We start from the raw sequence: 25,601 nt of genomic DNA on the forward strand, positions 1-25,601 counted from the left end.
CGCCGCCTGTGAGCCTAGCCGTCGTGCGAGGGGTCGGGGCGTGGTGCTGAGGCTCTATGCTGGTTCCGAGACGGCGTCCAATAATTCGTCCGACGCCGCCACCGGGCCCTCAGCACCCGGTCGATCGTCTTCTGGAGTCCCTGTGCCCGCATCCCCCTCCCCTGCCCGTCGGCGCCTTGCGTCCTCGCGTCGTCCGTTGCGCATCGCCGCGGCGCTCGTTCCGCTCGCGGTCCTGCTCGCGGCGTGTGCACCGGGGACGCCGGCCGCGTCGAGCACGCCGAAGGCCGGTGGGACCCTCGTGTACGCCAGCGGGGACGCCGAGCCCACGTGTCTCGATCCGCATGTCGGCGGCAACTACCCACAGGCCCTGTTGAGTGCGCAGTTCCTCGAGCCGCTCGTCTCGCGAGACGCCAAGGGTGAGATCATCCCGTGGCTCGCCGAGTCCTGGACGACGTCGGAGGACGGTCTGACCTGGGAGTTCACCCTGCGGTCGGACGTGACGTTCACCGACGGCACCCCGTTCGACGCGGCGGCGGTCAAGGCGAACATCGAGCACCTGCAGGACCCGGCGACGAAGTCGTCCACGGGCTACCTCGCGGTCGGTAAGGTCGCGTCGGTCGAGGCGGTCGACGCCACGACGGCCCGGTTCACGCTCTCCGCTCCCGACAGCGCGCTCCTGGAGTCGTTGTCGCAGCCGTGGACGGCGATGGAGTCCCCGACGGGGATCGCCCGCGGTGAAGCGGCGAACTGCGACGCTCCGGTCGGTACCGGACCGTTCGTCGTCGACGAGTGGGTGAAGCAGGACCACGTCTCGCTCGTCCGGAACGACGCCTACGACTCGGCACCGGGTGATGCCGCGAACGACGGTCCGGCTTACCTCGACGGCATCACGTGGCGCTTCATCCCCGACTCCGCGTCGCGCTTCGCGGCGCTGCAGAGCGGCGACGTCGACATCATCGACAACGCGCAGCCCGACACGATCGCGCAGGCGAAGGACTCGAAGACGATCGTCGACCTGGACGCACCACGTCCCGGTGCCTCGAACCGCATCGAGCTCAACGCGGGACAGGCGCCGTTCGACGACCAGCGCGTGCGTGAGGCCTTCGTGCGGTCGACGGACGTGAACGCCGGCATCGAGTCCCTGTTCTTCGGCACGGCGAAGCGTTCCTACTCCCCGCTGTCGAGTGCGGAGGCGACCGCCTACTCCGACGAGAGCCTGTTCGGCTACGACCTCGATGCGGCCAACAAGCTCCTGGACGAGGCCGGCTGGACCGAGAAGGACGAGGACGGCGTCCGGACGAAGGACGGCGTCCGGCTGACCGTGCGCTTCCCGGTCAGCACGAACCAGTCGATCCCGGCCGAGCAGTCGCTCTTCGAGCAGATCCAGGCCGGAGCCGGTGACGCCGGCTTCGACGTGCAGCTGGAGCTGCTCGACCTGTCGAGCTGGTACGAGGCGCTCGGCTCCAACGCCTACGAGGCCGTCAGCGCTCCGTACACGAAGGTGGGACCGGACGTGCTCCGCGTGCTCTACGACTCCTCGGGCATCATCCCGGCGCCGAGCGGCTACTTCGCGAACCACGCCCAGCTGGACGACCCCGCGCTCGACGAGATCCTGAAGCAGGCGAGCGACACCCTCGATCCCGAGGAGCGGGCGTTCCTCTACGAGCAGGCGCAGCAGATCATCCTCGACGGCTACTACATCCTGCCGCTCTACGACCAGCAGAACCACTTCCTGCTGAGCACCTCGCTGCAGGGCGTCCGCGCGCTGCCGACGGTGTCGACGCCGGTCTTCGGGGACGCCTGGCTCGTGGAGTGAGCTCCATCGGCCGCTCGGGACGCGACCTCCGCCGCCTGGCCGGGCGGATCGGGGCGCGTCTGGCCGGTGCGGTGTTCGTGCTCTGGGCGGTCGCGACGGTCACCTTCTTCGCCGTCCGGCTGATCCCCGGAGATCCGGCGCAGGCCTATCTCGGTGGCCCCGGCTCCCAGGCCTCGGCTGAAGCGCTCGAGCGGGTGCGCGAGCAGTACGGCCTGGACCAGCCGCTCCTCGTGCAGTACCTGGCGCAACTGGTCCGACTGGTCCAGGGGGATCTCGGCGAGTCGGCGTCGCTCCGCACACCGGTGGCCCAGGTGCTCGCCGAACAGCTCGGCGGGACCCTGGTGCTGGCGACGGCGTCGCTCGCCGTCGCCTGGATCCTCGCGCTCGGCCTCGCGGTCTGGTCGACCCGGGGTGGGCGGATCTCCGCGGCCCTCGGATCGGCTGTCGAGCTCGTGGCGGCGTCGCTCCCCCAGTTCTGGCTCGCGACCGTCCTCATCACACTCTTCAGCACCTGGCTCGGATGGCTCCCTCCGGTGAGCACGGGTGATGCGGTCGGTCTCATCCTCCCGGTGCTGACCCTGGCCATCCCGGTCGCCGGGTTCCTGGCCCAGGTGATGCGGGAACCGTTACTCGACGCAGGGAGCGCACCGTTCGCCGTCTCCGCAGCCGCCCGTGGTGAATCGACCACCGGCCTCCTGCTGAGGCACGGCCTACGCCACGCCGCCGTGCCCGCGGTGAACCTGTCGGGATGGGCCTTCGGGTACCTCATCAGCGGAGCGGTGGTGGTGGAGACCATCTTCGCCCGGCCCGGTCTCGGACGGACACTGCTCCAAGCGGTGACCGTCCGTGATGTCCCGGTGGTCACCGGCGTGGTGTTGAGCTCGGCGGTGGCCTACGTCGTCGTCATGTTCCTCGCGGACCTCGCGGCAGAGCTGCTCGACCCACGCGACCGGATCCGGCGGTCCGGCTGATGAGCGGGCTCGCGATCACCCCGACATCCGGAAGCCCCGACCCCCGGGTCCGCCGCGGACGGCGCCGCTCGTCGGGATTCGGCGCACCCGAGATCGTCGCGGCCGTGGTGGTGCTGTTCCTGCTCGGCTGTGCGCTCGCCCCCCAGCTGTTCGCGACAGCATCACCGACGGCGGTCGACCCGCGGGCCGCGTTCTCGCCGCCCTCCCTCACCCATTGGTTCGGCACGGACGAGTCCGGTCGCGACGTCTGGAGCCGGGTCGTGCACGGCGCGGGGACCTCGCTCCTCATCGGCGTCGCCGCGACGGCCATCGGACTGATCCTCGGAGCGGTCCTCGCGACGATCGCCGCAGTCGGCGGCCGGATCGCGGACTTCGCCGTGGGACGCGTCCTCGAGGTGCTCTTCGCGTTCCCCGGCCTGTTGCTCGCGCTCCTCGTGATCGTCATCGCGGGGCCCGGTCCGGTCACGGCGACGATCGCGGTCGGCCTGTCGACTGCGCCGGGCTACGCGCGCCTCATCCGCGGTCAACTGCTCCAGGTCCGCTCCTCCGACTTCGTCGAGGCCGCGCGAGTGCTCGGGCACGGGCCGGCCCGGATCCTGTTCCGACACATCCTCCCGAACGCCGTCGCCCCGCTGTTCGTCCTCGCGACCCTCGGCATCGGACAGGCGGTCGTCTGGGCGTCCGCCCTGAGCTACCTCGGGCTCGGGGCGCAACCACCCGCGCCGGAGTGGGGTGCCATGCTCGCCGCAGCACGCACCTACCTCGCGACGGCGTGGTGGCTCACGGCGTTCCCGGGTCTGATGATCGTCGCGACCGCCCTGTCCACCACGGTCCTCGGCCGGGGTCTCCAGCGCCGATCTCGGGAGGACGGCCGATGAGCGACTCCACTCCACTGCTCCAGGTGGAAGCACTGACGGTCGGATTCGGCAGTGGGGACGCCGTCGTCTCCGACGTCTCCTTCCAGGTCGAGCGCGGCACCTGCGTCGCGATCGTCGGCGAGTCGGGCTCCGGCAAGAGCGTGACCGCCAGATCGCTCCTGGGCCTCGCCGGCGCGTCGGCGCGGGTGGCGGCCGCTCGACTCGACTTCGACGGCACCGATCTCCGCGGACTCGGAGCATCGGCCTGGCGACGCCTTCGCGGGCGTCGCATCGGACTCGTCCTCCAGGACGCGCTGGTGTCGCTCGACCCCCTGCGACCGATCGGCCGAGAGATCGACGACGCACTCCGACTCGGCACCGACCTCGACCGGACCGCCCGCACCCGGCGAGTGCTCGAACTCCTCGAATCCGTTGGCATGCCCGACCCGGCTTCCCGCATCGGCCAACGTTCCGGTGAACTCTCCGGCGGGCTCCGTCAGCGCGCGCTCATCGCGTCGGCGATCGCACTGGACCCCGACCTCCTCATCGCCGACGAACCGACGACCGCGCTCGACGTCACCGTCCAAGCACGTGTCATCGGCCTCCTCGACGACGTCAAGCGGCGCGGCGCGGGCCTCCTGCTGATCAGCCACGACCTCGCCGTCGTCTCGTCGATCGCCGACCACCTCGTCGTGATGCAGGACGGTGTCGTCGTCGAGCAGGGGCCGGCCGAACAGGTGCTGACCAGGCCGACACACCCGTACACCCGAGCCCTCATCGCCGCGGTCCCCACCGACCGCGCTCGAGGGACGCGCCTCAGCGCAGACCAGCCGGTCGACGCGGCCCCGGTGGCCGAACAGCCGACGACGCGCACCCGTCCGACGACGCAGACCGGATCGGATGCACCAGCGCTGGAGTTCCGATCCGTCACCCGGAGCTTCGAGCGTGGCCGGAGCGCCTCGCCGATCGTGGCGGTCGACGAGGTCTCGCTCCGCCTGGAACCGGGGACGACCCTGGGCGTGGTCGGCGAGTCCGGTTCGGGCAAGACCACCCTCGCCCGCATCGCACTCGGTCTCACCGCACCGCAGTCGGGAGCCGTGCTCTTCGAGGGCGAACCGTGGTCGGAGCTCCCCGAGCGAGCGCGTCGTCCACGACGGAACCGTCTGGGCTGGGTCTCGCAGGATCCGCTGAGCTCGTTCGACCCACGCTGGCGCGTCGACGCCATCCTCGCCGACGCCGTTCGTGGACGCGCGGCCGCACCTCGCGACATCAGCCGTCTCCTCGCGGACGTCGGCCTCGATCCCTCGCTGGCCCGCGCTCGCCCGCGGACGCTCTCCGGCGGGCAACGGCAACGCGTGGCGATCGCCCGGGCACTCGCGAGTCGACCGTCGACGCTCATCCTCGACGAACCCGTCTCCGCGCTCGACGTCACCGTCCAGGCCAGGATCCTGGACCTCCTCGACGAGCTGCAGCGACGCCACGGCCTCAGCTACCTGCTGATCTCCCACGACCTCGGCGTCATCCGCCACATGAGCGACCGCGTCGCCGTGATGCAGCACGGGCGGGTCGTCGAGCATGGCGACGCCGAGCAGGTCTTCACCGCCCCGGCCCACCCCTACACCGCCCGACTGGCAGCCGACGCTCCGCGCCTCATCGCACCGGGTGCGGCATCAGGGAGCGACGCGGTCTGAGTCCGGCGTCGGGATCCGGTCGAGCACCGCCTGGACGACGGGCGCGAGGGTCTCGGCGTACACCCAGCTCAGGTGGTGGTGATCGCGGTACGCGAGGACACCGCCGATCACCGGCGAGCACCGATCGGACGCGCACAGGGCGTCCGAGAGGTCGACAGCACGGACCCGTGGGTCGGTGCTCGCGAGGGCGGCCTCGTACTGCGGATCCTCCGTGAGCGCGTCGCTCCGGTCCCGGGCGCACCCGTCCTCCGGAGCAGCGTCGTCGCGGACGCACTCCAGCACGTCGTCCGCCATCGTCGGGGTGTCGCGCAGGACGACGATCTGCTCGATCGTCTCGGGCACGAGCGCCCAGCGCTCCGCATAGGCTTCCGCAGCCACCTCCCGCCAGTCGCGGTCCCCCTCGGCGACGACCGGGTTCCGGGCGCGCGCCGAGACGACGAGCGTGTCGATCCCCGGCTCGTGCCGCAGCAGCTCGAGGGCGTCGCGGTTCCAGCTCAGGCACCCGGCGCGCATCTCGGCGAGCACCGCCGCGCTCGTCCCGGGCTCCGTGCGCTCGGCGTCGCTGAACGGGCAGGAGCTCTTCGCCGCGACGAGGAGCCGCCACCCGTTCGTCTCGGCAGCCGTCGCGAACGCCGGCAACCACTGCTCGGCGTGCGAGTCCCCGATGAGCGCCACCGTCCTCGTCGCCTGCTCCGCGCCGGCGCCGTAAGCGCAGACCTCGAACGCGGCGGCTCGGATATCGGTGATGCAGCGGTCCGGCGGCAGGTCGGCGAGCGACGCGTCAGGAATGACGACCCCGCTGGTCTCATCCCCGGGAGACGCCGAGGAACCGTCGAGCGAGGTCTCACCACCAGAGCCCTCCGTGCCGTCCGATGACGCTCCCTCGTCCCGCGGACACGCTGCAGCATCGACGAGCTCCGCGGCACCGAGGCAGTTCGACGGGGTCGCGACCAAGGTCTCGATGCGTTGCTGTTCGGCGGCGATGCGCGCCTCGGCACCGGGGAGCACCCCGATCGAGGCGATCGACAGGACGCTCATCGCGAGGGCGGTCGCGCCGATGACCCGTCGTGGCCGCCAACCGGCCATCCGCCCGAACCGGATCGGGCGCTCCACGAACCGCGTCGTCACCTCCGCGAGGACGCCGGTGATGACGAGGACGACGAGCTGTTCGGGGAAAGTGGTCGACCGAGCGAGCACGATCCCGCCGAACACGATGAGGGGCCAGTGCCAGAGGTAGACCGCGTAAGAGCGGTCGCCGAGCCACTGGATCGGCGCCCGGGCGAGCAGCGTGGTCGGCGACCACCGGACGTCCGGGGCCCAGGCCGCCATCACGGCGATCGTCCCGCCCACCGGCAGCGCAGCGGTCAACGCCGGGAAGGGCGTCTCCCCCGAAAACCAGACGGCAGCCGCCCCGATTGCGGCGAACCCGAGCCAGGCGACGACCGTGCGCCCACCCGCCCGCAGCCCCCAGCCGCGCCCGGCCCCCTCGGCGACCATGATCGCCGTCAGTCCCCCGGCGGCGAACTCCCAGGCCCTCGTCGTCGTCGCGAAGTAGGCCGGAGACGGGTCCTGCACGGTGAAGACGACCGACCAGGCGGCCGACGCGATGCAGACGAGTCCGATCGCGATCGCGACGCCCCGACGCCGCACCGTCGGCGCAGCCGAGCGACGGGCGACCCGCACGGCGAGCCAGCCGGCGCCGAGGACCAGGATCGGCCAGATGAGGTAGAACTGCTCCTCGACTGACAGCGACCAGAAGTGCTGCACCGGCGACGGAGCGTCCTCCGCCGCGAGGTAGTCGATCGCGGATCCGGCGAGCGCCCAGTTCTCGATGTACAGGGCCGACCATGCGATCTCGCGCAGGAACCGGGGCAGGTCCCCGAGCGGCGCGAGGTACCAGCTCGCGACGAAGGTCGCGGTGAGGACGGTGAGTGCGGCGGGGAGCAGCCGTCGTGCGCGCCGGGCCCAGAACCGCCCGAGTCGGACCGAACCGGATCGCTCGACCTCGTCGAGGAGGTGCGCCGTGATGAGGAAACCGGAGATCGCGAAGAACACGTCGACGCCGACGAACCCGCCCGGTATGAGCCCCGGCCAGAGATGGAACACCACGACGAGCGAGACCGCCACGGCACGAAGGCCCTGGAGGTCGGCTCTGACGGGTCCGGTGACGGCTCTGGTCGACACGGTCCGATGCTATCGGCGGAGGATGGCGGTCGGCGGTCCGGCGACCTCCCGGTCCCCTGCGATAGCATGGGATGTTCCCACACACTCAGGCACGCAGACACGGTGCCGCACATATCAGCAGGAGATCGCCTCATGACCGCTGCCAGCATCCCGGACAAGCCGGCCCTCGAAGGTCTCGAGCAGAAGTGGGGCTCCTCCTGGGAGTCCGCGGGGACCTACCGGTTCGAGCGCGACGGCGCCACGCGTGAGAGCATCTACTCGATCGACACCCCGCCGCCGACCGCATCCGGCTCCCTGCACATCGGTCACGTCTTCAGCTACACGCACACCGACGTGATCGCCCGCTACCAGCGGATGACCGGCAAGCGCGTCTTCTACCCCATGGGCTGGGACGACAACGGCCTCCCGACCGAACGCCGCGTCCAGAACTACTACGGCGTCCGGTGCGACCCGACACTCCCCTACGACGCGGACTTCACCCCGCCGTTCGAGGGTGGCGACAACAAGAGCACGAAGGCCGCCGATCAGATCCCGATCTCGCGTCGCAACTTCATCGAGCTGTGCGAGCGCCTCACCGTCGAGGACGAGCAGCAGTTCGAGGCCGTCTGGCGTGCGCTCGGCCTCTCCGTGGACTGGACGCAGAGCTACCGCACCATCGGCGACGAGTCGATCACGGCGAGCCAGCTCGCGTTCCTGCGCAACCTGGACCGCGGCGAGGCCTACCAGGCGATGGCGCCGACCCTCTGGGACATCACCTTCCGAACGGCGGTCGCCCAGGCGGAGCTCGAGGACAAGGAGCAGCCGGGCACCTACCGTCGGCTGTCCTTCCACCGCCCGGACGGCGGCACCATCGAGATCGAGACCACACGGCCGGAGCTCCTCCCCGCCTGCGTCGCCCTCGTCGCCCACCCAGACGACGAGCGCTTCAAGCCGCTGTTCGGTACGACCGTGGCCACGCCGGTGTTCGGTGTCGAGGTACCCGTGCTCGCCCACCACCTCGCCCAGCCCGACAAGGGCGCCGGCATCGCGATGGTGTGCACCTTCGGTGACATCACCGACATCGTGTGGTGGCGCGAACTCGACCTCCCCAACCGCGCGATCCTCGGCTTCGACGGCCGCGTCATCTCGGAGGCCCCTGAGGCGATCACCTCCGAAGCCGGTCTCGAGGCGTACGCGCAGCTCGCCGGGAAGACCGTCTTCAGCGCCAAGCAGACCGTCGTCGACCTCCTCGCAGCCTCGGGCGACCTGATCGGTGAGCCGAAGCAGATCACCCACCCGGTGAAGTTCTTCGAGAAGGGCGACAAGCCGCTGGAGATCGTCTCGACCCGCCAGTGGTACATCCGCAACGGCGCCCGCGACGAACAGCTCCGCAGCCGCCTCCTCGAACTCGGCTCGGAGCTCGAGTGGCACCCCGACTTCATGCGCGTGCGCTACGAGAACTGGGTCGGTGGTCTGTCCGGCGACTGGCTGATCTCCCGCCAGCGCTTCTTCGGTGTGCCGATCCCCCTCTGGTACCCGCTCGACGCCGACGGCAACCCGGTCTACGACCAGCCGATCGCGCCGGACCACGCCGCTCTGCCCGTCGATCCCTCCAGCGATGCCGCACCCGGTTACGACGAGTCGCAGCGCGGCGTCCCCGGTGGGTTCATGGGCGAGGTCGACGTCATGGACACCTGGGCCACGTCGAGCCTCACCCCGCAGCTCGCGGGCGGCTGGGAGCGCGACCCCGAGCTCTGGGATCTCGTGTTCCCGTACTCGCTGCGCCCGCAGGGTCAGGACATCATCCGCACCTGGCTGTTCTCCACCATGCTCCGCAGCGTCCTCGAGTACGACCGGAAGCCGTGGGAGCACGCCTCCGTGTCCGGCTTCATCGTCGACCCCGACCGCAAGAAGATGTCGAAGTCGAAGGGCAACGTCGTCACGCCGGCGGCCATGCTCGAACAGCACGGTTCGGACGCCGTCCGGTACTGGGCGGCCTCGAGCCGTCTCGGCACCGACGCCGCCTTCGACCCGCAGAATCCGACGCAGATCAAGATCGGCCGACGCCTGGCGATCAAGGTGCTCAACGCCTCGAAGTTCATCCTCGGGTTCACCGGTCGTGAAGACGCCCCGGTGACGGAGGCCGTCGACCTCGCCATGCTGAGCGTCCTCCGCAAGACCGTCGCCGACGCCAGCAGTGCGCTGGCCGGTTACGACCACGCGCGCGCGCTCGAGCTCACCGAAGCGTTCTTCTGGACGTTCTGCGACGACTACCTCGAGCTCGTCAAGGAGCGGGCCTACGGCGAGGAGAGCCCTGAGCAGGCTTCGGCGGTGGCCGCGCTGCGGATCGCGCTCTCGACCCTGCTCCGCCTGTTCGCCCCGTTCATCCCGTTCGCGGCCGAGGAAGCCTGGTCTTGGACGCACGACGGCTCCGTGCACCGTGCCAGCTGGCCCACCGACGAGGAGTTCGCAGGACTCGCAGCGGGCGAACCGCAGGTGTTGCAGCTCGCGAGCGAGGCACTCACGGGCATCCGGCGCGCGAAGACGGATGCCAAGGCGTCCCAGAAGACCCCGGTGGACTCCGCGGTCATCGCCGGACCCGCCGCATCGATCGAGCTGCTCGCGCTCGTCGCAGACGACCTCCGCGCCGTCGGACGCATCGAGTCCCTCGAGTTCCGCACGGCCGATGTCCTGTCGGTAGGCGACATCGTCTTCGCCCCGGCGGCCGACGCCGAGGAGGCACGCGCATGAGCGTCACCATCCGTCCCGCCGTCGAGAGCGACCTGTTCGCGTGGCACGCGCTGTACTCCGGCTACGGGGAGTTCTACGGCAACCCCCTGACCGACGAGAAGGCCGTCCTCGTCTGGGGCTGGCTGAGCGACCCGACCCACCCGTTGACCGCGCTCGTCGCGGAGGACGCACAGGGCGCCCTCGTCGGGCTCGCCCACTATCGCGTGTTCCCCCGTGCCCTCGCCGGTGGGACCGGGCTCTACCTCGACGACCTCTTCGTCGCCGAGGACGCCCGCACCGGAGGAGTCGGGACCGCGCTGATCGAGCACGTCCGCGACCTCGCGAAGGCGGACGGCCACAGCGTCGTCCGGTGGATCACCGCCGCCGACAACGAGCGCGCCCAGGCCGTGTACGACAAGCTGGCGACCCGCACGAGCTGGGTCACCTACGACCTGGAGCCGTGATGCAACTCGGAACCCGCTGGGTCGTCGGCGCCAAGCCACCGGAGAACGTGCCGACGCCGGTGCAGACGGCCATCGCCGCTGAGGAGCAGGAGTTGCTCGCACAGGGCGTGGACGCATCCGCGTGGCGCTGGACCCTCACCTGGCTCGAACGCCGACCCGTCGTCGAGCTCGACGACGGTACGACCATCCGTCAGCACGCGGACGGTTCCGTCAGCCTCACCCGGCCGGACGACGACCACGCCGACGACGAGGACTGAGCCTCCTCCCCGGCACGCTGGATAGGGTGAGGTATGGAATCACACACGAATCCGTTCCTCCAGCCGAGCACACTCCCCTATCAGCTGCCGCCGTTCGGCGAGATCCGCGAGGAACACTTCCGCCCCGCCTTCACAGCCGGGTTCGCGCAGCAACTCGACGAGATCGCGGCGATCACCGCGCAGGACGACGCGCCGACCTTCGAGAACACGCTGATCCCGCTCGAACGGAGCGGCGCGATCCTCAGGCGGGTCGCAGCGGTCTTCTTCAATCAGAGTTCGGCGGACAGCTCCGCGTTCACCAATGCACTCGAGGAGGAGCTCGCGCCACAGCTGGCCGCCCACGAGGACGCGATCAGGCTCGACCCCGCGCTGTACGCGCGGATCGCGGCGGTCCACGCACGTCTCGACGACCTCCAGCTGTCGGCCGAGGCGGCCTACCTGGTCCGACGCGTGTACAGCGAACACACGCTCGCGGGCGCCGGTCTCGACGCCGAGGAGAAGCAGCGGCTCTCCGACCTCAATCTCCGCCTCTCGACGCTGACCACCCGGTTCGAGAAGCAGCTCCTGGCCGACACCAACGACCTCGCCGTCCACCTCACCGATGCCGCTGAGCTCGACGGGCTGAGTGCGGGCGAGATCTCCGCCGCGGCCCAGGCGGCCGCCGAACGAGGTCTCGACGGATGGCTCATCACCCTCGTCCTCCCGACCGGCCATCCGGCGCTGTCGTCGTTGACGCACCGCGGCGTCCGCGAGCGGATCATGACGGCCTCCCGTGCCCGCGGCACGCACGGCGGACCGAACGACAACCGTGACCTCGTGCTCGAGATCACCCGCCTCCGAGCCGAGCGCGCCGCGCTCCTGGGGTTCCCGTCGCACGCGGCGGTGGTCACCGCGGACCAGACCGCGGGGACCCCGGAGGCCGTCGCAGCGCTCCTCTCCCGTCTGGCGATCCCCGCCGCCCGCAACGCGGATCGGGAACAGCGCGAGCTCGAGCGGGTCACCGGCCTCGGGACCGTCGAAGCATGGGATTGGCCGTTCGCGACCGAACAGGTCAGGATCGACCGGTTCGACGTCGACACCAGCGTGATGCGCCCGTACTTCGAAGCGGAGCGGGTCCTGTTCGACGGGGTGTTCGCCGCAGCGACCAAGCTCTACGGCATCACCTTCGCCGAACGGACCGATCTCCAGGGCTACCACCCCGACGTCCGTGTCTTCGAGGTCTGGAACGAGGACGGCTCCGGCCTCGGCCTGTACCTCCTCGACCTGTACACCCGCGACAGCAAGCGCGGCGGCGCCTGGATGAACGCGCTCATCTCCCAGAACCGCCTGCTCGACCAGCCCACCGTCGTGGTCAACAACCTGAACGTCCCGAAGCCTGCCGACGGCGAACCCACCCTGCTGAGCCTCGACGAGGTCACGACCTTCTTCCACGAGTTCGGCCACGCGCTGCACGGTCTCTTCGCCGAGGTCGAGTACCCGCGGTTCTCCGGTACGAACGTCTTCCGGGACTTCGTCGAGTTCCCGAGCCAGGTGAACGAGATGTGGATGCTGTGGCCCGAGGTGCTCGCCGGCTACGCCAGGCACGTCGAGACCGGTGAGCCGATGCCGCAGGAACTGGTGGCGAAGCTCCAGGCGTCCGAGGGATTCAACGAGGGCTTCTCGACGAGCGAGTACCTCGCTGCGGCGATGCTCGACCAGGCCTGGCACAGCATCGGTGCGGATGACCGCGTCGACGATGTGGAGGCCTTCGAGGCGGCGGCGCTCCGATCCGCCGGACTCGACAATCCGGCCGTCCCGCCCCGGTACGCGAGCACGTACTTCGCCCACACCTTCTCGGGTGGATACGACGCCGGCTACTACTCCTACATCTGGAGCGAGGTGCTCGACGCCGACACCGTCGACTGGTTCACGGAGAACGGCGGACTGACGAGGGAGAACGGCGACCGCTTCCGCACCAAGCTCCTCGGGGTCGGCGGTTCGAAGGATCCGCTGGAGGCCTACCGCGACTTCCGTGGGCGCGACGCGGTCATCGAGCCGCTCCTCCGACGCCGCGGGCTCGAGGACTGAACGACGAAGCCCGCCGCAGCTACTCCGGAGGATCCGGGGCGCTGCGGCGGGCTGTCCACCGCTGGGTGTCGTCTAGGCCGACTTCTCCTGGCGGCGAGCCGCACGAGGGACGATCGTCGGGGCCGCGTTCTCGACGACGGACTCCCGGGTGATGACCACGCGAGCGACCTCGTCGGTGGAGGGCACCTCGAACATGATCGGCCCGAGCACCTCTTCCATGATGGCTCGGAGCCCTCGGGCACCGGTCTTGCGGAGGACGGCGAGGTCGGCGATCGCTTCGAGTGCCGCCTGGTCGAACTCCAGCTCGACGCCGTCGATCTCGAACATGCGCTGGTACTGACGCACGAGCGCGTTCTTCGGGACCGTGAGGATCTCCATGAGTGCGTGCTGGTCGAGCGGTGTGACCGTCGTGACGACCGGCAGGCGACCGATGAACTCGGGGATGAGACCGAACTTGTGGAGGTCTTCCGGCAGGACCTCGCCGAAGAGGTTCACGTCGTCGCCTTTGCTGTGCAGGGGTGCACCGAAACCGATGCCCTTCTTGCCCGCGCGGGAGGAGATGATCTCCTCCAGCCCGGCGAAGGCGCCGGCCACGATGAACAGGACGTTCGTCGTGTCGATCTGGATGAACTCCTGGTGCGGGTGCTTCCGGCCGCCCTGCGGGGGTACCGAGGCGACGGTGCCCTCGAGGATCTTGAGGAGCGCCTGCTGGACGCCCTCACCGGAGACGTCGCGCGTGATGGAGGGGTTCTCCGCCTTACGGGCGATCTTGTCGACCTCGTCGATGTAGATGATGCCGGTCTCCGCGCGCTTGACGTCGTAGTCGGCGGCCTGGATGAGCTTGAGGAGGATGTTCTCGACGTCCTCGCCGACGTAGCCGGCCTCGGTCAGTGCGGTCGCATCGGCGACGGCGAAGGGGACGTTGAGTCGCTTCGCGAGGGTCTGCGCGAGATAGGTCTTGCCGCAGCCCGTCGGGCCGATGAGGAGGATGTTGCTCTTCGCGATCTCGATGTCGTCGTGCACCGTCTCGGCGGGAGCGAGCGTGGCACGGGAGCGGACGCGCTTGTAGTGGTTGTACACCGCGACCGAGAGCGCCTTCTTCGCGGCCTCCTGGCCGATGACGTACTCCTCGAGGAAGGCGAAGATCTCCTTCGGCTTCGGGAGGTCGAACTCGCTCACCGTCTCCTCGCTCGCTTCGGCGAGTCGCTCGGCGATGATCTCGTTGCACAACTCGACGCACTCGTCGCAGATGTACACGCCGGGACCAGCGATCAGCTGCTGGACCTGCTTCTGGCTCTTGCCGCAGAACGAGCACTTGAGCAGATCGGCGCTTTCGCCTATCCGTGCCATGTCTTTCCCTCTCCCTGGAGATTCGGTGCTCCGAGCCTAACCTGTCCGTGCGACAACTCGGCGCGCCACCCCGCTGGGATGACGCGCCGAGTCGTGAGCACGGGAACCGGGTCAGGCCGTGATGGCCGCGATCGGGTTCTTCCGTGAGGTGAGCACCTGGTCGATGAGACCGTACTCGAGCGCCTCGGCGGCCGAGAGGATCTTGTCGCGGTCGATGTCCTTGTTGACCTGCTCCACCGAACGGTTGGAGTGGTGGGCCAGGGTCGACTCGAGCCAGCCGCGCATGCGGAGGATCTCGGCCGCCTGGATCTCGATGTCCGAAGCCTGTCCGTGGCCGGCCTCGCCGACGGCGGGCTGGTGGATCAGGATGCGGGCGTTCGGGAGCGCCAGGCGTTTACCCGGCGTACCGGCGGCGGTGAGCACGGCAGCGGCGGAGGCCGCCTGTCCGAGGACCACCGTCATGACGTGCGGACGGATGTACTGCATCGTGTCGTAGATCGCCGTCATCGCGGTGAACGAGCCACCGGGCGAGTTGATGTACATGACGATGTCGCGGTCGGGGTCCATGCTCTCGAGCACGAGCAGCTGGGCCATGATGTCGTCGGCCGATGCGTCGTCGACCTGCACGCCGAGGAAGATGATGCGGTCCTCGAAGAGCTTCGCGTACGGGTCCTGGCGCTTGTAGCCGTAGGCCGTGCGCTCTTCGAAGCTCGGGAGGATGTAGCGAGCACCCGGCATCTGCAGCGAGCGGCCCGCCGCACTGAACGTTGGAGTCTCCATGTGTTGCATTCCTGTCTGGTCGAAGCCGGGTTACTTGTCGCTGTCGACGGTTCCGCCGCCGCCGGCCACGTCGAGCGCGGACTCACGGAGGTGGTCGACGAAACCGTATTCGAGCGCCTCTTCGGCGTTGAACCAACGGTCGCGGTCGCCATCGGCGTTGATCTGCTCGACGCTCTTGCCGGTCTGTGCCGCGGTGATCTCGGCGAGACGGCGCTTCATGTCGAGGATGAGCTGCGCCTGGGTCTGGATGTCGCTCGACGTCCCGCCGAATCCGCCGTGCGGCTGGTGGAGGAGCACGCGGGCGTTCGGGGTGATGTAGCGCTTGCCCTTGGTGCCGGCCGTGAGGAGGAGCTGACCCATCGACGCGGCCATGCCGATACCGACCGTGACGATGTCGTTCGGCACGAACTGCATGGTGTCGTAGATGGCCATGCCGGCCGTGATGGAGCCACCGGGCGAGTTGATGTAGAGGTAGATGTCGCGCTTCGGGTCGTCCGCGGCGAGCAGCAGCAGCTTGGCCGCGATCTCGTTCGCGTTCTCGTCGCGGACCTCGGCGCCCAGCCAGATGATCCGGTCCTTCAGCAGGCGGTCAAAGACACTGGGCGAGAACTGTGGTTCGGCCATTATCGCTCCGTTTCGGTTGTGCAGTGGTTCGAATCTATCGGAGGCGACGCACCACCAACGCCCTGTTCGCCCTCGGCAGACTCCCGGGCCGCGGGGTTCGCCGGAGGCGGACGGCGAGCCGACGGACCGCGCGACCGCCGGGTCTCAGCGGAGCGGATCCGTCTCGAGTTCGTCGGCGTAGGCGCGGACGGACCGGTGGTAGCGCGGGAGGTGCGGCACAAGGGCACGGAGGGCGACCGCGGTCGCTCGGCGCGGGTCCCCCGAGCTGGCGAGCGCCAGTGCCAGGAAGGCCGCGGTCGCGTCCGCGTACGGACCGGTCGGATCGTCCGCGAGCTGCTGTTCGAGCAGATCGACGCTCTCAGCGGTCCGGCCGAGGTTACGGAGCGTGCTGGCCAGTTGGATGATCGCCTGCGGACGGTGCTCCTCGTCGAGCCCGGCTTCGAGGGCGGCGCGGTAGAAGACCTCGGCCTCGACCTCGTGGCCGGCGGAGTCGCGTGCACCGGCAGCCTGGAACGCGGCACGGGCGTCACCCGCCGGACGCTCCGCGACCAGCGCGTCGATGGCCGCGATGCGCTGCTCGTCGTCGATGGTCTCGTCGGCCCAGACGGCTGCGACCCGTTCGTCCCAGCCGGTTGGTTCGATCGTCGTCATCATTGCTCCCATTCGGCTGATGTGTCCGGAGACGACGACAGGGGCGGAATCGCTTCCGCCCCTGTCGTCACTGCTGGTTGCTGTCCTACTCGGCAGCGGCCTCGTCGGCAGCGGCCTTCTTGGCCGGTGCCTTCTTGGCGGGCGCCTTCTTCGCAGGTGCCTTCTTGGCGGCGGCCTTCTTCGGCTCGGCATCGACCGGAGCCTCGTCGGCGGCGTCCTCGGCCGGAGCCTCGGTCGTCTCGTCGGCTGCAGTCTCGGTGGCGGCGTCCTCGTCCTCGACCACGGCGACGAAGTCGCTCAGGTCGACGGGCTTGCCGTTGGAGTCGACGACCTCGGCCTTGCCGAGCGCGATGGCGATGGCCTTGTTGCGGGCGACCTCGCCGACCATGGCTGGGATCTGACCCTGCTGGCCGAGTGCCTCGATGAATTCACCGGGTTCCATGCCGTACTGCGACGCGCTCTGGATGAGGTATTCGGTGAGCTCGTTCTGGTTCACCTGGACGTTGAGCGACTCGGCGAGGGCGTCGAGGAGGAGCTGCGTGCGCAGTGCCTTCTCGCTGGACTCGGTGACCTCGGCGCGGTGCTCGTCGTCCTCGAGGCGGTTCTCGCCCTCGAGGTGACGGTGCACCTCGTCCTCGATGACGCTCTCGGGCACGGGGATCTGCGCGGCCTCGAGCATGGCGTCGACGAGCGCGGTGCGTGCGTCGCGGCCCTGGGTGATGACCTGCTGGCGCTCGACGACCTCACGCAGCTGCGCCTTGAACTCGTCGATGGTGTCGAACTCGCTCGCGATCTGAGCGAAGTCGTCGTCGGCCTCGGGGAGCTCGCGCTCCTTGACGGCGGTCAGGGTGACGGTGACCTCGGCGTCCTCGCCCTCGTGCTCGCCACCGAGCAGCGGCGAGGTGAAGGTGGTGGTCTCACCGGCGGTGAGGGAGTCGAGTGCCTCGTCGATGCCGGTGAGCAGCTCGCCCGAACCGATCTCGTAGGAGACGCCGCTCGCGCGGTCGACCTCGGCGTCGTTGATCTTGGCGACCAGGTCGAGCTGGGCGAAGTCGCCCGTCTTGGCCGGGCGGTCGACGGTCACGAGCGTGCCGAAGCGCGCGCGGATGCGGTCGAGCTCGTCCTGGACGTCGGCTTCGCCGGCTTCCTGGGCGTCGACGGTGAGCTTGAGGCCCTCGTAGTCGGGAAGCGTGATCTCGGGACGGACGTCGACCTCGATGTTCACGAGCAGGTCGCCGGAGAAGTCCTTCTCGTTCGGCCACTCGACGATGTCGGCCTGCGGGCGGCCGAGCGGACGGAGTTCGTTCTCCTCGAGTGCCTTGCGGAAGAAGCCGTCGAGGCCCTCGTTGACGGCGTGCTCGATCACGGCGCCCTTGCCGACGCGCTGGTCGATGATCGCCGGTGGCACCTTGCCCTTACGGAAGCCGGGGACGTTGATGTCCTCGGCGATGTGTCCGTAGGCGTGGGTGATGCTCGGCTTGAGCTCCTCGGGCGTCACCGCGATGGCGAGCTTGACGCGAGTGGGGCTCAGCTTCTCGACCGTGGTCTTCACGTGATTACTTCTCCTGTGTCGGGGATTCTGCCTCAGTTGAGGACGCAAAACGGAGTCGGGGCGACAGGATTCGAACCTGCGACCTCCCGGTCCCAAACCGGGCGCTCTACCAAGCTGAGCTACGCCCCGGATCGGCGACAATCCGGCCAGCCGGCCCGACCGACGAGCGGTGGGCGAAATGGCCTCGGTCAGTCTAGCCCAGAATCTGTGCGGCCCCTGTGCGGTTTCCGGGGCGGAACCGGCCTCGGCACACGTGGCTGCACGGATGGGCGCTCGGGATGCAGTAGCATTACCGGGTGAGTTCGTCGCAGTGCGGCGCCTCGGGGATGTAGCTCAATGGTAGAGCCTCAGTCTTCCAAACTGATTACGCGGGTTCGATTCCCGTCATCCCCTCTCAATACATCAGAACCAGGCGGCGGCGCGAAAGCAGGCGCGACGGTTCGGTCATCGCACAGGGCCTTCCTGACGTCACACCCTTCGACAGGCTCGTCGCACTCTTCGACAGGCTCCGGGGGCGAAGCGTCCCGAGCGAACCTCTCCCGGTCGCTGAGCCTGTCGAAGTGCCCACGAGGACGCCTTGTCGTTCCGAGGTCAGAACGGAGCAGGGTCCGGTTCTGTGCGGTGGTGCTTTCCGTCGGGCGTCGTCCACTCGAGGACTCCGCCCGGTCCGTGGTCGAGGTTCCACCCAGGGAGGTGCTTCATCCGATGGTGATGTCGACAGAGACAGGCGAGATTCCCGACATCCGTCGTCCCGCCGTCCTCCCACGCGACAGAATGATCGAGGTCGCAAGCCCGGGCCCGCCTCCCGCAACCGGGTGCCCGACAGGTGCCGTCCCGCAGGCGTACAGCGCGTTGGAGATCGGCCGGAACGCGGTACCGGTTCCGGCCGACGGAGAGGACCGCACCCGTTTCTGCCTGGACGAGGATCCGGGTGAAGCTTGGTGCGTTCACCGCGATCCGTGCCGCGGTCTCCGGGTCGATGGGACCGTACCCATCGAGGGTTGCCGGGGTGTCGGAGACACCGGCCATGCTGAGCGCCGGGACGGAGATCTGCACGATCGGTGTGATGTGTTCCTGGACCTCGATCGGGTGCGGGAGCACCGGGCTCGACATGACGTCCTCGGGCGTGACGCCGGTCAGGGCGACGGCCGCGAGGGCGTCCGCCTGCAGTTGTGCGCAGGTGCGGGTGTCGCCGGCTGAGCGTGACTCCGCTGCGGCGGCTTCGACGCGCTCGAGGACGCCTTGCGCGATGGGTGCCGTGGTGAAGAGGTGCACCCAAGCCATGCCGTCGGCTGCCGGCTCGAACTCAACCCGGCGGTCGGCCTCGGAGCGGACGGCTCGTGCCGTGATCGATTCCGGGTGGAGGCGCTCGCGGAGCACACGGGCACGGCTCTTGAGACCCGCAGCGGTCATGCGCTCCGCTTCAAGCAGGACCTTGTCGAGGAACACCGCCCGCCCGGCGGCAGGGACGTCGCAGAGCTGGTCGGTGATCACCTGCGCATGCCTCGCCGAGATGCGGCCTGCCTCGAGCGACGCCAGCACGGCCGGCGCTTCGTTGACGAGCCGTTCGGCGTCGTTGGTCGCACACTGGACCGTCCGCTCCGGGATCCGGGTCGCCATCGCGAGGGCCGCACACGTCGACCGACGAGACAGAGCCTTGCGTTCGGCCGGCGGGAAGACCGCAGGGACCGTGGCGTCGGCAAACGCGTCAGCATAGGCGGCGGAACGGGCCAGGAGGCGCGCCTTTCGTGCGTCCAAGACGGCCTGCTGACGGTGGAGGTCCGCCCACTCCTCCGAGAACTCCGCGAGCTGCGCGGCGTACTCGTCGCCGACGCGGGTCGCGGTGAGGGTGGTCTCGGTCATGGGACAAGTCCACCATGAACCACTGACATTCCAGATGCCGAGTGAGGGTGACTGTGGAAGTTGCTCGTGTGCCCTTCGACAGGCTCAGGGACCGGGAGGAGGAGCGCCGGTTCTCCGCGTGCCCTTCGACAAGCTCAGGGACCGGGAAGAGGAGCGCCGGATTCGTGAGGTTCTCCGCATGCCCTTCGACAGGCTCAGGGACCGGAGGAGGTCCCCCAGGGACCGGAGGTGGTCATCGGGGTCGGGAGGGAGACCACCGGAGCGGGGAGGTCGCTCGTGTGCCGTTCGAGGGGTCGAAGCGCGGGGAGGACGGAGCACGGGATGCGCGACGGCCTAGGCTGAGCGCATGCGACTCGACGCGATCTGGCCCCACATCTGGACGGTGGCCGGCGCGCTCGTCTTCTTCGTCGGGGTGTACGCGCTCGCGACCGGACGACTCGGCGTCGGCCTCATCTGCATGATCGGCTGCGTCGTCTGCCTGTCCGGCTCGCTCGCCGCGCAGCGTCGCCTCAAGAAGCGCGACGCACGCCGCCGCTAATCCTCGTCGACCGCTGCGGAGTGGACCGCTCTGAGCGCGACGTAGTGCGCGGCGTTCTGCCGGATCGCCTCCTGCTCGTCGGCCGTCAACTCCCGCCGCACCTTGGCCGGGACCCCCGCGACGAGCGAACCGGGCGGCACGATCATGCCCTCGAGGACCACGGCTCCCCCGGCGACGAGCGACCCGGCACCGATCACGGCTCCGCTCAGGACCACGGAACCCATACCGATGAGGCAGTCGTCCTCGACGGTGCAGCCGTGGACGACCGCGTTGTGTCCGACGGAGACGTTGCGCCCGATGACCGTCGGGTGGCCGCTGTCCGTGTGCACGGCGACCCCGTCCTGGATGTTGGACCCGGCGCCGAGCGTGATCGAGTCGGAGTCCGCACGCAGGACGGCGTTGTACCAGACGCTCGAATCCGCGGCGAGCGTGACGGCTCCCACCAGCACGGATCCCGGCGCCGTGTAGGCGCTCGGATCGATGCGGGGCGAGCGTCCGTCTGAGAGTTTCCTGACCGTACCGTGCAGCGTCATACCGGCCACGCTATCGCAGGCGGCCCCGACGGACGGGAACCCGCGTCGTTCCGGGGTGAATCGCCGGTACGGTCAGGCTTTCCTTGCTGAGTGCACCCTTCGTAAGCCGAGCCTCGACTTCCTTGCGGAATGTCTGCGGCTGAGTACCGTTGCATTCAAGCAGACCGACGAATCCGTCCGACCAGGGCCTCACTCGTCAACGAAGGGGAAACACCATGACCGACATCACCACCTCCATTCCGCAGGCCGTCGCCAACCCGGACGTCGCAGCAGGCACCGCGCAGTTCCTCAGCCCCGTCGTCGTCGACCTCACCGCCATCGTCGTCAACGGCAAGCAGGCCCACTGGCACGTGCGTGGTGCGAACTTCATCGGGGTCCACGAACTGCTCGACGACATCGTCGACCACGCGCAGGAGTGGGCCGACCTCGCCGCGGAGCGCATCGTCGCCCTCGGCCTCCCAGTCGACGCACGCCTCAGCACCGTCGCCGCGAAGACCAGCACGCCCGAGCTGAGCGAGGGCTTCCAGCAGTCCGACCGCACCATCGCCGAGGTCATCGCCCTCATCGACGCAGCGTCCGCCTCGGTCAACACCGCGGTCGACGAGCTCGACGAGCTCGACCAGACCAGCCAGGACATCGCGATCGAGATCGCCCGCGGCCTCGACAAGGACCGCTGGTTCCTCTTCGCGCACCTCAGCCGCTAGCACCCCGGCGGGGCGACCCGCGAGCATCACCTACGAAGGGGCAGTCCACCGTGGCTGCCCCTTCGTCGTGTTCCCGCGGGCCGCGCAGCGTCACGCCCCCGGGCCGGGCCTCCCGGCTGCCGTCAGGCGCCCACCCAGCATCGTCGCCAGGACCGGCATGGTGCGCAGGGCCTCCGGTGCGCAGGAGAACGGGTCGAACGGCACGACGACGAGGTCGGCGGGGCGGCCGACGGCCACCACGTCGTCGTCTCCTCTGGTCGACGCCGCCAGTGCTTCCTCGACCGTGATGGCCTGCTCGCCGTGCCAGGCCTCGCGTCCATCGCGGCTGCGCGTCACGGCGGCGGCGATGGAGACCCACGGGTCGAGCGGAGCGACCGGGGCGTCGGAACCGAGTCGGAGCGTGGCACCGGCGTCGAGGAGGCTGCGGAGCACGAAGGCACGGTCGGTGCGCCCGGCCCAGTGGACCTCGGCGATGTCCCGATCATCCATCGCGTGTTCCGGCTGGACACTCGCAGCCGTTCCGGTCCGCGCGAACCGCGCGAGGTCCGACGCCCGGAGGAGCTGCGCGTGCTCGATCGTGCCCTTCGCGCCGGTCGTCTCGATGGCGTCGAGCGCAAGGGTGTTGGCTCGGTCGCCGATGGCGTGCACCGCACAGTGGAGGCCGTTGGCGGTCGCAAGGGTGAGCAATGCGGTGAGTCGCTCCGGCGGGACGTTGAGCATCCCGTGCGCGTCGGTTCCGGGGGCCGAACCCGGATAGGGCGCGTCGCAGCAGGCCGTCCGGGTGTTGAGGGATCCGTCGGTGATGACCTTGAACGGCCCGACCTGCACCAGGCCGTCCGTTCCGGCGAGCACTCCCCCGGTCACGAGCCCGGCGTCGATCGCGCGCTCGAGGTGCTCGGCGTACACACCGAAGGAGATGCGGAGCGCGCGAGTCCCGTTCCCGACCCGACGGATCCAGTCCGCGGCGTTCCAGCGCATCTCCAGGTCGACGACACCGACGACGCCGCGGGATGCCGCCTGATCGGCTGCGGCGTCGACCCAGCGGTCGGAGAGCTCGTCGGCGACCTGGTCGAGCTGTTTGAGGACGGCGAACGACTCCTCCTCCCGCAACAGGCCGGTGGGGTGGTCGGCGAAGCCCGTGGCCCGGAGCGCCGCGCTGTTCAGCCAGCAGCAGTGCAAGTCGGCACTGACCAGCACGACCTCGCGGTCCGGGGCGATCGCGTCGAGCAGTGCGAACGTCGGCGTGTCCGGCCAGAGGGCGTCCCGGAACCTCGCGCCCTCGACCCAGCCGTCACCATCGGCCTCCTGAGCGATCCGCTCAGCGACCAACTCGACCGCCTCGGCGGCGGATGCGGCCGAGGACAGGTCGACGCGCCTGGCCGTGCGCGCCCACTGGGTGAAGTGCACGTGGTGGTCCCAGAGCCCGGGCAGGAGGAAGCCACCACCGCCGTCCAACACCCCGGGGTCGGAGCTGAGCAGGACCTCGGGATCGGCGGGTCGGATCGCCACGATCGAGCCGCCCTCCAGCAGGACGTCGACCCGTTCGGCATCGGACGAGCCTCCGCGGCGCGGTCCGGACAAGTGGACGTTGGCGATCGTCGTGACGAGGTCGCCGACGGGTCCAGGGCGGTGCTCGGTCATCACATCGGTCCTCGTCGGTTCGGCAGGCGGGTTCGGTTCAGCGCTGACAGTTCGGGCACCAGTACAGCTTGCGGGCGCCCATCTCCTCGAGGAGGATGTTCGTCCCGCAGACCCGGCACGGCAGTCCCTCCCGCTTGTAGACCCAGTGGCGATCAGCGCGGTTGGCCATCGCGAGGCGGTAGTCGGCCGCCGACAGGTCGTCCATCGTCATCATCTGTCCGGTCTCGACCCCGATCGCGAGCAACCGCGTCCAGTCGAGCCAGATCTCGCGAAGCGTCTCGACGGGGACCGTCTTCCCGGTGCGGTGCGGATCGAGACGGGCGCGGAACAGCAGTTCGGCGCGGTAGACGTTGCCGATCCCGCTGATGATCTGCTGATCCATGAGGAGCAGACCGATCGGGGAACCCTTGCGGTGCGCACGCGACACGAACCGCTCCCCCGCCTCCGCGCTCGGGTCGAGCAGTGGATCCGGTCCGAGCCGATCGATGACGGCCTGCACCCCGGCGGCGTCGATCACCTCGCAGGCGGTCGGCCCGCGGAGGTCCGCCACGGTCGCCTCGGTCAACAGCCGCACGCGCACCTGACCCACCGGTTCGGGTGGGAACCGCTCGTCGATCTCGGCGAGTGGACTCGACTGCTCGGACATCCGGACCCTGGCCCGGCGCGGTGCACCGATGCTGTGCAGGGAGTTCTCCCCGTCCGCATCGTGGATCGGCGCATCGTCGTCGTCGAGCACCGTGCCGCGCTGGTTCGTCTGCCCCATGCGGCCGTTCGAGGCGGCGATGGTCGGGTCCGACCGGATCTCACCGGCGAAGTCCCACGCGCCGTACAGACCGAGGTGCACCCGCAACCACAGTCCGTCGTCGAACTCGAGGAACATCTGCTTGCCCACGGCCTTGGCGTCGGTGACCGTCCGGCCGTCGAGCACGGCGGCACCCTCGGCGAAGCGCCCCTGGGGAGACGACACGGCGACCCGGTGTCCGACGAAGTTCTGAGCGAACTGTCGGGCGATGCGATGGACGGAGTGCCCCTCGGGCATGGTGACTCCTCACTCGGTGGGGGCGCGATCCGGCGCGCCGCGCGGTGGCGGTGGAGGACGCGTCAGGCGTCGACGTGCTTGCCGGCGATGGTGCCGGTCGCCTCGAACTCGGCGAGCTGGGCGATCCGACGGGCGTGACGTTCCTCGAGGCTGAACGGCTCGGCGATGAACGCGTCGATGAAGGACACCGCCTCGTCGGTGCTGTGCTGACGCGCACCGATCGAGATGACGTTGGCGTCGTTGTGCTGCCGAGCCAGCTGCGCCGTGCTGAGGTTCCAGACGAGCGCCGCACGGACACCGACGACCTTGTTCGCGGCGATCTGCTCGCCGTTACCCGAGCCACCGAACACCACGCCGAGGGCGTCAACACCGGCCTGCTGGTCGCGCACGACGCCCTTCGCCGCGTTGATGCAGAACGCCGGGTAGTCGTCCAACGCGTCGTACTCGGCCGGGCCGTGGTCGACGACGTCGTGACCGGCTGCGCGCAGGTGGTCCTGCAGGAACTGACTGAGCTCGAGACCGGCGTGATCGGTGGCGATGTGGATGCGCATGTGGAAAGTCTAGGGTTCCGGGCGCCGGCGTCGCGTCAGTCGAAGATCGGGTCCGCCGTGCGGCTGCGCTTCAGCTCGAAGAAGCCCGGGTAGGCGGCAGCGGCGACGACACCGTCCCACAGCGCGAGCGCCTGCTCGCCCTTCGGCGCCGGCGAGATGACGGGTCCGAAGAACGCCACGTCGTCGATCGCGATGACGGGGGTGCCGACGTCCTGGCCGACCCGTCCGATGCCGTCGAAGTGGCTCTCGCGCATGGGCCCGTCGTAGGCGTCCGTCGTCGACGCTTCGGCGAGCGCCGCCGGGAGCCCGGTCTCGGCGAGTACCTCGGCGATCACGGCGTCGACGTCCTCCGCGCGTCCGCCGGGATGGATCCGCGTCCCGAGCGCGTCGTAGAGCGGCTTGACGACCGCGTGTCCGTGTTCGGCTGCCGCAGCGGCGACGAGCCGCGTGTATCGGAGCGCCCGGGGGAAGAAGGCCCGGTAGTCGTCGCTGACGTCCTGGTCCTCGTTGAGGACGGCGAGGCTCATGATGTGCCAGTGGACGTCGAGGTTCCGGGCTTCGGTGACCTCGTCGACCCAGCGCGAGGTCATCCAGGCCCACGGGCAGGAGGGGTCGAACCAGAAGTCGACGCGGGTGTTGTCTGCAGCGGAAGTCGTCATGCTGTCACCCTACGCGCCGATCCCCGTCGACTCCCCCGAAACGGACGGACGGCGGGTCTAGGCTGGTTGACCGTGCCGCGGTCGTCACGAGCGACCACGT

General features: G+C 69.5%; 22 protein-coding genes and 2 tRNA genes. 11 read left to right on the forward strand and 13 right to left on the reverse strand.

Annotated features, from left to right (window positions below):
• The first annotated feature begins 196 nt into the window (after positions 1-196).
• From AC4PMY_RS00740 to AC4PMY_RS00755, 4 genes are read left to right on the forward strand one after another with little or no spacing between them, the layout of a single operon-like run.
• The gene (locus AC4PMY_RS00740; RefSeq protein ID WP_491621774.1) at positions 197-1,816 is read left to right on the forward strand and encodes an ABC transporter substrate-binding protein; all 1,620 of its coding nucleotides are present in this window, start codon (positions 197-199) and stop codon (positions 1,814-1,816) included.
• Positions 1,813-2,787, forward strand: a complete 975-nt coding sequence (locus AC4PMY_RS00745; protein ID WP_491621775.1) for an ABC transporter permease — start codon at positions 1,813-1,815, stop codon at positions 2,785-2,787. Before AC4PMY_RS00740 ends, AC4PMY_RS00745 begins: the two co-directional genes overlap by 4 nt.
• Complete coding sequence (locus AC4PMY_RS00750) at positions 2,787-3,665, forward strand: ABC transporter permease (protein WP_064295605.1); 879 nt, start codon at positions 2,787-2,789, stop codon at positions 3,663-3,665. Before AC4PMY_RS00745 ends, AC4PMY_RS00750 begins: the two co-directional genes overlap by 1 nt.
• Positions 3,662-5,335 (forward strand): dipeptide ABC transporter ATP-binding protein, encoded by a 1,674-nt coding sequence (locus AC4PMY_RS00755; RefSeq protein ID WP_071260841.1) that lies wholly within the window; start codon positions 3,662-3,664, stop codon positions 5,333-5,335. Before AC4PMY_RS00750 ends, AC4PMY_RS00755 begins: the two co-directional genes overlap by 4 nt.
• Here the strand turns inward: AC4PMY_RS00755 and AC4PMY_RS00760 are convergent.
• A complete protein-coding gene (locus tag AC4PMY_RS00760; protein WP_491621776.1) occupies positions 5,315-7,519 on the reverse strand; it encodes an acyltransferase family protein in 2,205 nt (734 codons plus the stop codon). The two genes, AC4PMY_RS00755 and AC4PMY_RS00760, sit on opposite strands and share 21 nt — an antisense overlap.
• A 132-nt stretch (positions 7,520-7,651) precedes the next feature.
• Here AC4PMY_RS00760 and valS point away from each other — a divergent pair, with 132 nt between their 5' ends.
• From valS to AC4PMY_RS00780, 4 genes are read left to right on the forward strand one after another with little or no spacing between them, the layout of a single operon-like run.
• Positions 7,652-10,249 carry a valine--tRNA ligase gene (gene valS, locus AC4PMY_RS00765; RefSeq protein WP_491621777.1) on the forward strand — a complete coding sequence of 866 codons (2,598 nt, stop codon included), beginning with the start codon at positions 7,652-7,654 and terminating at the stop codon, positions 10,247-10,249.
• On the forward strand, positions 10,246-10,692 hold the full coding sequence (locus AC4PMY_RS00770; protein ID WP_064295157.1) for a GNAT family N-acetyltransferase: 447 nt from the start codon (positions 10,246-10,248) through the stop codon (positions 10,690-10,692). Before valS ends, AC4PMY_RS00770 begins: the two co-directional genes overlap by 4 nt.
• Positions 10,692-10,949, forward strand: coding sequence for a hypothetical protein (locus tag AC4PMY_RS00775; protein WP_064295156.1), 258 nt, complete (start codon positions 10,692-10,694; stop codon positions 10,947-10,949). The genes AC4PMY_RS00770 and AC4PMY_RS00775 overlap by 1 nt, the downstream gene beginning before the upstream one ends.
• Positions 10,950-10,982: 33 nt before the next feature.
• Positions 10,983-13,016 carry a M3 family metallopeptidase gene (locus AC4PMY_RS00780; protein WP_491621778.1) on the forward strand — a complete coding sequence of 678 codons (2,034 nt, stop codon included), beginning with the start codon at positions 10,983-10,985 and terminating at the stop codon, positions 13,014-13,016.
• A gap of 72 nt (positions 13,017-13,088) precedes the next feature.
• Here the strand turns inward: AC4PMY_RS00780 and clpX are convergent, their stop codons facing one another.
• The 6 genes from clpX to AC4PMY_RS00810 all read right to left on the reverse strand — a co-directional run bounded on the left by clpX (position 13,089) and on the right by AC4PMY_RS00810 (position 18,102).
• Complete coding sequence (clpX, locus tag AC4PMY_RS00785; protein WP_064295154.1) at positions 13,089-14,366, reverse strand: ATP-dependent Clp protease ATP-binding subunit ClpX; 1,278 nt, start codon at positions 14,364-14,366, stop codon at positions 13,089-13,091.
• A 111-nt stretch (positions 14,367-14,477) separates the two neighbouring features.
• A complete protein-coding gene (locus tag AC4PMY_RS00790; RefSeq protein WP_071260849.1) occupies positions 14,478-15,146 on the reverse strand; it encodes an ATP-dependent Clp protease proteolytic subunit in 669 nt (222 codons plus the stop codon).
• A 30-nt stretch (positions 15,147-15,176) separates the two neighbouring features.
• Entirely contained in the window at positions 15,177-15,770 is a 594-nt protein-coding gene (locus AC4PMY_RS00795; RefSeq protein ID WP_056006680.1) for an ATP-dependent Clp protease proteolytic subunit, read from the reverse strand.
• Between the two features lie 144 nt (positions 15,771-15,914).
• The gene (locus AC4PMY_RS00800) at positions 15,915-16,421 is read right to left on the reverse strand and encodes a tetratricopeptide repeat protein (RefSeq protein WP_314138654.1); all 507 of its coding nucleotides are present in this window, start codon (positions 16,419-16,421) and stop codon (positions 15,915-15,917) included.
• 85 nt (positions 16,422-16,506) lie between these two features.
• A complete protein-coding gene (gene tig / locus AC4PMY_RS00805) occupies positions 16,507-17,973 on the reverse strand; it encodes a trigger factor (protein WP_491621779.1) in 1,467 nt (488 codons plus the stop codon).
• A gap of 55 nt (positions 17,974-18,028) precedes the next feature.
• Positions 18,029-18,102, reverse strand: a tRNA-Pro gene (locus AC4PMY_RS00810).
• Positions 18,103-18,295: 193 nt separating this feature from the next.
• Between AC4PMY_RS00810 and AC4PMY_RS00815 the strand changes: the two genes are divergently transcribed.
• A tRNA-Gly gene (locus AC4PMY_RS00815) sits at positions 18,296-18,366 on the forward strand.
• A gap of 198 nt (positions 18,367-18,564) precedes the next feature.
• Here AC4PMY_RS00815 and AC4PMY_RS00820 read toward each other — a convergent pair.
• Positions 18,565-19,836: an HNH endonuclease signature motif containing protein gene (locus tag AC4PMY_RS00820; RefSeq protein ID WP_491621780.1), complete on the reverse strand. Its 1,272-nt coding sequence runs from the start codon at positions 19,834-19,836 to the stop codon at positions 18,565-18,567.
• Positions 19,837-20,182: 346 nt separating this feature from the next.
• Here AC4PMY_RS00820 and AC4PMY_RS00825 point away from each other — a divergent pair, with 346 nt between their 5' ends.
• Positions 20,183-20,374: a hypothetical protein gene (locus tag AC4PMY_RS00825; RefSeq protein ID WP_064295151.1), complete on the forward strand. Its 192-nt coding sequence runs from the start codon at positions 20,183-20,185 to the stop codon at positions 20,372-20,374.
• Here AC4PMY_RS00825 and AC4PMY_RS00830 read toward each other — a convergent pair.
• Entirely contained in the window at positions 20,371-20,907 is a 537-nt protein-coding gene (locus AC4PMY_RS00830; protein ID WP_071260853.1) for a gamma carbonic anhydrase family protein, read from the reverse strand. The genes AC4PMY_RS00825 and AC4PMY_RS00830 overlap by 4 nt on opposite strands.
• A gap of 215 nt (positions 20,908-21,122) precedes the next feature.
• Between AC4PMY_RS00830 and AC4PMY_RS00835 the strand changes: the two genes are divergently transcribed.
• A complete protein-coding gene (locus AC4PMY_RS00835; RefSeq protein ID WP_064295149.1) occupies positions 21,123-21,611 on the forward strand; it encodes a Dps family protein in 489 nt (162 codons plus the stop codon).
• A gap of 90 nt (positions 21,612-21,701) precedes the next feature.
• Here the strand turns inward: AC4PMY_RS00835 and AC4PMY_RS00840 are convergent, their stop codons facing one another.
• The 4 genes from AC4PMY_RS00840 to AC4PMY_RS00855 form a co-directional block, all read right to left on the reverse strand.
• On the reverse strand, positions 21,702-23,252 hold the full coding sequence (locus AC4PMY_RS00840) for an amidohydrolase (RefSeq protein WP_491621781.1): 1,551 nt from the start codon (positions 23,250-23,252) through the stop codon (positions 21,702-21,704).
• A 37-nt stretch (positions 23,253-23,289) separates the two neighbouring features.
• Entirely contained in the window at positions 23,290-24,291 is a 1,002-nt protein-coding gene (locus AC4PMY_RS00845) for an Fpg/Nei family DNA glycosylase (protein WP_064295148.1), read from the reverse strand.
• Positions 24,292-24,353: 62 nt separating this feature from the next.
• Positions 24,354-24,842, reverse strand: coding sequence for a ribose-5-phosphate isomerase (locus tag AC4PMY_RS00850; RefSeq protein WP_064295147.1), 489 nt, complete (start codon positions 24,840-24,842; stop codon positions 24,354-24,356).
• A 35-nt stretch (positions 24,843-24,877) separates the two neighbouring features.
• Positions 24,878-25,501, reverse strand: a complete 624-nt coding sequence (locus AC4PMY_RS00855; RefSeq protein ID WP_491621782.1) for a mycothiol-dependent nitroreductase Rv2466c family protein — start codon at positions 25,499-25,501, stop codon at positions 24,878-24,880.
• Positions 25,502-25,601 lie beyond the last annotated feature (100 nt).

It is taken from the genome of Plantibacter sp. MDV22-iso1, assembly GCF_058408345.1.

Excerpts from the sequence above, each read along its gene's own strand:
- AC4PMY_RS00790 (WP_071260849.1), bottom strand. The coding sequence starts at position 15,146 with ATGGAGACTCCAACGTTCAGTGCGGCGGGCCGCTCGCTGCAGATGCCG.
- valS (WP_491621777.1), top strand. The coding sequence starts at position 7,652 with ATGACCGCTGCCAGCATCCCGGACAAGCCGGCCCTCGAAGGTCTCGAG.
- clpX (WP_064295154.1), bottom strand. The coding sequence starts at position 14,366 with ATGGCACGGATAGGCGAAAGCGCCGATCTGCTCAAGTGCTCGTTCTGC.
- AC4PMY_RS00845 (WP_064295148.1), bottom strand. The coding sequence starts at position 24,291 with ATGCCCGAGGGGCACTCCGTCCATCGCATCGCCCGACAGTTCGCTCAG.
- AC4PMY_RS00800 (WP_314138654.1), bottom strand. The coding sequence starts at position 16,421 with ATGACGACGATCGAACCAACCGGCTGGGACGAACGGGTCGCAGCCGTC.
- AC4PMY_RS00795 (WP_056006680.1), bottom strand. The coding sequence starts at position 15,770 with ATGGCCGAACCACAGTTCTCGCCCAGTGTCTTTGACCGCCTGCTGAAG.
- AC4PMY_RS00830 (WP_071260853.1), bottom strand. The coding sequence starts at position 20,907 with ATGACGCTGCACGGTACGGTCAGGAAACTCTCAGACGGACGCTCGCCC.
- AC4PMY_RS00770 (WP_064295157.1), top strand. The coding sequence starts at position 10,246 with ATGAGCGTCACCATCCGTCCCGCCGTCGAGAGCGACCTGTTCGCGTGG.
- AC4PMY_RS00750 (WP_064295605.1), top strand. The coding sequence starts at position 2,787 with ATGAGCGGGCTCGCGATCACCCCGACATCCGGAAGCCCCGACCCCCGG.
- AC4PMY_RS00755 (WP_071260841.1), top strand. The coding sequence starts at position 3,662 with ATGAGCGACTCCACTCCACTGCTCCAGGTGGAAGCACTGACGGTCGGA.
- AC4PMY_RS00775 (WP_064295156.1), top strand. The coding sequence starts at position 10,692 with ATGCAACTCGGAACCCGCTGGGTCGTCGGCGCCAAGCCACCGGAGAAC.
- AC4PMY_RS00820 (WP_491621780.1), bottom strand. The coding sequence starts at position 19,836 with ATGACCGAGACCACCCTCACCGCGACCCGCGTCGGCGACGAGTACGCC.
- AC4PMY_RS00825 (WP_064295151.1), top strand. The coding sequence starts at position 20,183 with ATGCGACTCGACGCGATCTGGCCCCACATCTGGACGGTGGCCGGCGCG.
- AC4PMY_RS00855 (WP_491621782.1), bottom strand. The coding sequence starts at position 25,501 with ATGACGACTTCCGCTGCAGACAACACCCGCGTCGACTTCTGGTTCGAC.
- AC4PMY_RS00780 (WP_491621778.1), top strand. The coding sequence starts at position 10,983 with ATGGAATCACACACGAATCCGTTCCTCCAGCCGAGCACACTCCCCTAT.
- AC4PMY_RS00850 (WP_064295147.1), bottom strand. The coding sequence starts at position 24,842 with ATGCGCATCCACATCGCCACCGATCACGCCGGTCTCGAGCTCAGTCAG.
- AC4PMY_RS00840 (WP_491621781.1), bottom strand. The coding sequence starts at position 23,252 with ATGACCGAGCACCGCCCTGGACCCGTCGGCGACCTCGTCACGACGATC.
- AC4PMY_RS00835 (WP_064295149.1), top strand. The coding sequence starts at position 21,123 with ATGACCGACATCACCACCTCCATTCCGCAGGCCGTCGCCAACCCGGAC.